Origin of the sequence: Roseovarius tibetensis (genome assembly GCF_050896375.1) — a bacterium.
Classification (GTDB): Bacteria; Pseudomonadota; Alphaproteobacteria; order Rhodobacterales; family Rhodobacteraceae; genus Roseovarius; species Roseovarius tibetensis.
This window is the reverse complement of the sequence record NZ_JBPBBB010000087.1, coordinates 1-4,817: the sequence shown is the minus strand read 5'-3', so window position 1 is coordinate 4,817 and position 4,817 is coordinate 1. Positions and strand designations below refer to the sequence as shown.

Below are 4,817 nucleotides of genomic sequence, written 5' to 3'. Positions count from 1 at the left end.
GCTACTTCCCTCCCGCTTCACGCCAAACGCACCGTTGCCCGCCCAAGAAAATAATCAAAAATCGAGGTGCCCTCATGGCAATCAACTCCGAACTGAACCCGACCGACCCGGAGTTTGCGCAGCCGAGGGATTCATTAACTTGTACACCGTCTTTTTACATCTTAACGGTACACCAGACCCCTTGATCTTCGCTTGGATTTTTTTCCCGATGGCTAATCGGCCTTCCATCGTCTGGAAATCGAACAAACAACTAAAGACGTGCAGTATGTAGATGGCCCGTCACGTCAGCACGCGCCACATCCGAAACCGGCCCTGTCCGGTAATTCAGAAACCAACGAGAAATCGAGATCAGCGGTGCCAAACCGGTCTTGCATCGACGAGAGAGAGGCTTCGCGCCGCGGATACTCGAAAGCTTTCTTGCTTTGGCGCGGCATCAGACCACAGCAGCGGCTCAAACCCCGTCGATCAGGATATCCAGTGCGCGCTTCAATGCATCGCGGTGATCAGCCAAAGATCCGACCGGCTCTCGCAGTTCCGATCCTGGAACGGCGGCAAGTTCCTGAACACGGACAATCAGCGCCGTTCCATCCAGTTCGACAGAAGGCGTGAGGCCAGGAAAGGCCGCATATCGGCCCGCCTCACGCAAGGGTGCCACTATGCGCGACGCCTCGATGCCGATCAGGTCGGTTTGAAGATCCACGACAAGTTGCCCGCCGTTCAGGCGATAGAGATCGAATTGTGCCATAGTGTCGCCGCCTCAGAAACTTCGGTAAGGCGCGAGGGGCAAGCCTTCTTTGGCAACCTCCTCGGCATAGGCGTTGATCGCGGGTTGGTTCTCCATGCGCCAAAGGCGATTGCGTTCGACCTTGGCCGCTTCGACGATCGCCGCCTCGGCCAAACGCGACATGTTGAGGCCGAGCGTCCGTGCCGTTTCGGCGACATCGGCATCCAGAGTCAGATTGACCTTCACGCGACCCATCGCAACCTCCCGGAGAATGCGTATATTTAAAGAGTATAATCCAGACGCATCTCCAGAGCAAGATGAGACAGACGCTATCGCCCTGCCCTCCCATATGGCTGGTTCCGGCACCCTCGACCGGTTGGTCGACACCGCACGCGACTATGCACGCGCCGCGGCCTCGGACAATACGCTAAAGGCCTAGACGCGCGGCTCCTCCTGCGCGACCGCGCGGACATTCGGCGACATTGCCCGAAGGGGCTGTGGCCCCCGAGTTATTTTGCCGCCAGCTGCGGCGGAGCGCCGCTCGACATTATCAAGGATTATGTCCGGAGCCAGAGGACGCCGACGGCAGAAAACGGGCCCTATCCCTCCCCCACCTGAAGGAAGGGGCTTCCCGGGCATTGAGAGTGAATGCAATAATATCGCCCGACAGACATGTGCTGGCCGCGAATGTAGCTATTGGCGACATGTACCTTGATTTTCCGAGGTCTGTAGCTTAAAGCTACATAATGAAGCAGGTCAGCTACACGAGAGCGGCAATCAGGGCTTTGCGCCGGATGCCCGCAAACACCGCCACGCTGATCAGGTCCAAGATCGAGGCTTACGCGCAGGACCCACGCTCGCAGGCCAATAACGTTAAGTCTTTGAAGCGGCGAGAGGGTATCCGTCTGCGGGTGGGCGATTGGCGTGTGATCATGGATGATCAGGGTAATGTTCTGGCTGTCCTGGATATCGGACCCCGTGGCAGCATCTATGACTGAAAGGGTGTAACATGAGCGAAATGATATCCATTACTCGTGATGAATATGACCGCCTGCGAGCTGCGGCCGAAGATCTGGTGGACCTTCAGTCCTATGATAATGCCAAAGCAACCTTGGCAGCTGATGAGGATGAGTTGATCCCCGCGCAGTACGTGAATCGCCTGCTCAACGGCGAGAGCGCACTGCGCGTCTACCGGGATCTGCGCGGCCTGACCCAAGCGGCCCTGGCGGAACAAGCAGGTGTGAATCGCGTCACCGTTGCCGAAATCGAGACTGATCGCAAAAAGGGTTCTGTCGCGACCCTGCGCGCTTTGGCAGATGCGCTTGAGATCGCGCTGGATGATCTGGCGCAGTGAGGGTGTGGCAATCACGCTCACCCGTCACAGCACTGCCTGCCAGACGCGGAAACGTCCCTGCCCCGTGACCTCCTTCACGAGGCCCTAGGCGTCAGGGAAGCTTGACCGACCGTCTGTCGCCAGTGGCCAGAACTTCGACCCCTTGCAGGTGTGCAAGGCCAATACAGGGATCATGCACGCAGCACGCCTGAAATCAATGGGTCCAGACCCTAATCTACTCAATTCCGGAAGCAGAAATCATCGTCGCGTGACGTCTTGACTCATATTCAGTAAACTCGCTGTGGGTCAAAAGGAGCTTTGACCCATTCGTCGCAGCTTCCACACGATTCCGCGCACCCAGACGACGGAAAAGAGCGGAGAGATGAAACTTGACGGCCCCTTCGCTAAGCGAAAGTTCCCGTGCAATGACCTTGTTCGTAAAACCCTTAACGAGAAGATTCAGGACTTCGTACTGCCGCGGAGTAATGGAATAGCTTGGATCCGGTTCACTGCAATTGACGTCATGCCTCTCGGGATCAGGACGTTCGTCATTCAAATTCAGGTCCGTTAGGAAGGACGGAACAAACACAGTCCCACGGGAAATTTTCTTCAGTGCTTCAGCCAGTTGCTGCGCCCCCATTCCCTTGTAGACGAATCCATGCGCGCCTGCATTAAGACACCGGAGCACGTCCGTCCGGCTCTTGAGATCCGAGACAACCGCCACCCGGACAGTCGGAAAATTATTGCGAATGGAGCGGATTGCGCTGGTGACATCCATCCCCGGCATCTGGAGGTCCAGTAGCGCGAGTTCTATGCCGAGAGCCGAGCCAAGCTGGGCTATGGCGTCGTCGAGTGAACCCGCTTCAACCGTCTTCCCGACGTACACAAACTCCCTGAGAAGATGACGTATCGCAATACGAAAATACTCGTCGCTTGCAACTATCAGTGCCGACGACACTTCTGTCGATACAGGATTCCTGCTAGGTTTTTCGACGCGATCTTGTATCATGCTGATATTGTCACACTGTAAATAGCATAACTCAACCTAAAGTTGATACACTTAAGAAAAAACTGGCGGCTGCGGCGGAATTTAGTTTCCAAAGCGAGTGTCCCTCTTGGGAAGCGTCTGAAAATCTTCGGTTTCCACCGCGATCTTTTAACCCGCATTCCCCAAGTAGTTCGCTGATTCCGCCCTCCATCGCTCAGAACGGCCGAAGGCTACTCAAAAACCACGTGCAGGCCAACATCGCCCGGCGCGTCCGTCGCTGCGATGGTTGAGGTCTACGCGCCGGCCGCGCCTACCGGGCGCACAAGATGTAGCGTCCGCTCAAGCCTCGGTGAGCCCGCCAACCCACACAGATCGAGAAGGGACCTGTTTCATGGATCACCCAGAGGGTGCGAGTTCGGATCGGGGGTGATCGGGTCGATTTCGATCGCCGGGTGCGGCTGGAGTTCCGGGGCGCTCAGATCAGTTCGGACGGCGGCCTCCTGGTGATGCGCGAGCTCGATGACACGCTCAGGCTGTCCCATCTGGCCTCAGCGGGCCACCCGGAGGGCGTTGTTGCGCAATTCCACCAGAGACGTGACTTCCCCTTACCCCGCTGACGTCAGGCCACGCGGACGATCTCGGCTGTTCCGAGGGCCGAGAAGCGGTTCATGAGGGCGATGCGGATGTGGATTTCGGCGGTTTGGCGGTCGGGGCCCCTCGACATGATGCGCTCGCCGAAGGCCTTGAGGCAGCGCATCCTCGCCTCGATCCGGCTGCGGGCATGGTAGCCTGTCCAGAGTTTCCAGAAGGCCCTGCCGTAATATCGCATCGCGCGCAGGGCTTCGTTTCGGGCGCGGGCCGCCGGGCAGTCATCCTTCCATAGCCGCCCGTTCTTTCGGATCGGGATGATCGGGGTGGCTTGCCGGTCGATGATGGCCGTGTGGCAGCGGCGCGTGTCATAAGCGCCGTCGGCGGTGACCGTGCCGATCGGCTCGTCTGCCGGGACCTGGCCGAGCAATGCCGGCAGCACAGGGCTGTCGCCTTTGCTGCTGGGGGTGAATTCGACGGCACGGATGTCGGATGTGGCCGGATCCATGGCCAGATGCACCTTGCGCCATTGGCGACGGCCCTGTGGGCCATGCTTGCGGGCCTGCCATTCGCCGTCGCCGAAGAACTTGATGCCGGTGCTGTCCACGAGCAGGTTCAGCGGCCCGTCGGCGCGGCGATAGGGGATCTGGACGGCCAAGGTTTTCTGCCTCCAGCACAGCGTGGAGAAGTCCGGCACCGACCAGTCCAGCCCCGCCAGCCGGAGCAGGCTGGCTACCATCCCAGCGGTCTGGCGCAACGGCAGCTTGAACAGAACCTTGATCGACAAGCAGAACTGGATGGCGGCATCGGAAAACACCGGCGGGCGTCCAGGCCGCCCGTCACGCGGCGCGTGCCAGGTCATGTCCTTGTCGACCCAGATCAGCAAAGATCCCCGCTTCCGAAGCGACGCGTTGTAGCTGGACCAGTTCGTCGTGCGATAGCGGGCGGGAGGTGGCTTGCTCATGCAACCTCTGTAACCGCATGAATTCGTGAAGTGAATCCTTTGTCGCCAGAGATGTGCAACAACGCCCATCCGGAGCGAAAAACGCTTGATCTGGCGGCCTCGTCAGGAGATCCTGCTTCCAAGCAGCAGGTCACTTAGGAAATGTGGTCCCTTCTCGATCTGTGTGGGTTGGCGGGCTCACCGAGGCTTGAGCGGGCGCTACATTTTGTGCGTCCGGTAG

At 58.8% G+C, this 4,817-nt stretch carries 7 protein-coding genes and 2 pseudogenes; 5 read left to right on the top strand and 4 right to left on the bottom strand.

What is annotated here, in order from left to right:
* Nucleotides 1-451 precede the first annotated feature (451 nt).
* Both ACROSR_RS20160 and ACROSR_RS20155 read right to left on the bottom strand, forming a co-directional pair.
* The gene (locus ACROSR_RS20160; RefSeq protein WP_432687669.1) at nt 452-745 is read right to left on the bottom strand and encodes a CcdB family protein; all 294 of its coding nucleotides are present in this window, start codon (nt 743-745) and stop codon (nt 452-454) included.
* Nucleotides 746-757: 12 nt separating this feature from the next.
* Entirely contained in the window at nt 758-979 is a 222-nt protein-coding gene (locus ACROSR_RS20155; protein WP_432687668.1) for a type II toxin-antitoxin system CcdA family antitoxin, read from the bottom strand.
* 16 nt (nt 980-995) lie between these two features.
* On the opposite strand from ACROSR_RS20155, the pseudogene ACROSR_RS20150 reads away from it, so the two are divergent.
* The 4 genes and pseudogenes from ACROSR_RS20150 to ACROSR_RS20135 form a co-directional block, all read left to right on the top strand.
* A pseudogene (locus ACROSR_RS20150) lies at nt 996-1,160 on the top strand (integrase); the annotation flags it as partial.
* A gap of 17 nt (nt 1,161-1,177) precedes the next feature.
* Nucleotides 1,178-1,342 (top strand): transposase, encoded by a 165-nt coding sequence (locus tag ACROSR_RS20145; protein ID WP_432687670.1) that lies wholly within the window; start codon nt 1,178-1,180, stop codon nt 1,340-1,342.
* Between the two features lie 128 nt (nt 1,343-1,470).
* Nucleotides 1,471-1,722: a type II toxin-antitoxin system RelE family toxin gene (locus ACROSR_RS20140; RefSeq protein ID WP_432687667.1), complete on the top strand. Its 252-nt coding sequence runs from the start codon at nt 1,471-1,473 to the stop codon at nt 1,720-1,722.
* 11 nt (nt 1,723-1,733) lie between these two features.
* On the top strand, nt 1,734-2,078 hold the full coding sequence (locus ACROSR_RS20135; protein ID WP_432687666.1) for a helix-turn-helix transcriptional regulator: 345 nt from the start codon (nt 1,734-1,736) through the stop codon (nt 2,076-2,078).
* A gap of 214 nt (nt 2,079-2,292) precedes the next feature.
* Here the strand turns inward: ACROSR_RS20135 and ACROSR_RS20130 are convergent, their stop codons facing one another.
* Nucleotides 2,293-3,066, bottom strand: a complete 774-nt coding sequence (locus tag ACROSR_RS20130; RefSeq protein WP_432687665.1) for a LuxR C-terminal-related transcriptional regulator — start codon at nt 3,064-3,066, stop codon at nt 2,293-2,295.
* Nucleotides 3,067-3,436: 370 nt separating this feature from the next.
* Here ACROSR_RS20130 and ACROSR_RS20125 point away from each other — a divergent pair.
* Nucleotides 3,437-3,596: pseudogene (locus ACROSR_RS20125) on the top strand (IS1380 family transposase); the annotation flags it as partial.
* A gap of 68 nt (nt 3,597-3,664) precedes the next feature.
* Here ACROSR_RS20125 and ACROSR_RS20120 read toward each other — a convergent pair.
* Nucleotides 3,665-4,597, bottom strand: coding sequence for an IS5 family transposase (locus ACROSR_RS20120; protein WP_432687664.1), 933 nt, complete (start codon nt 4,595-4,597; stop codon nt 3,665-3,667).
* Between the last annotated feature and the right edge of the window lie 220 nt (nt 4,598-4,817).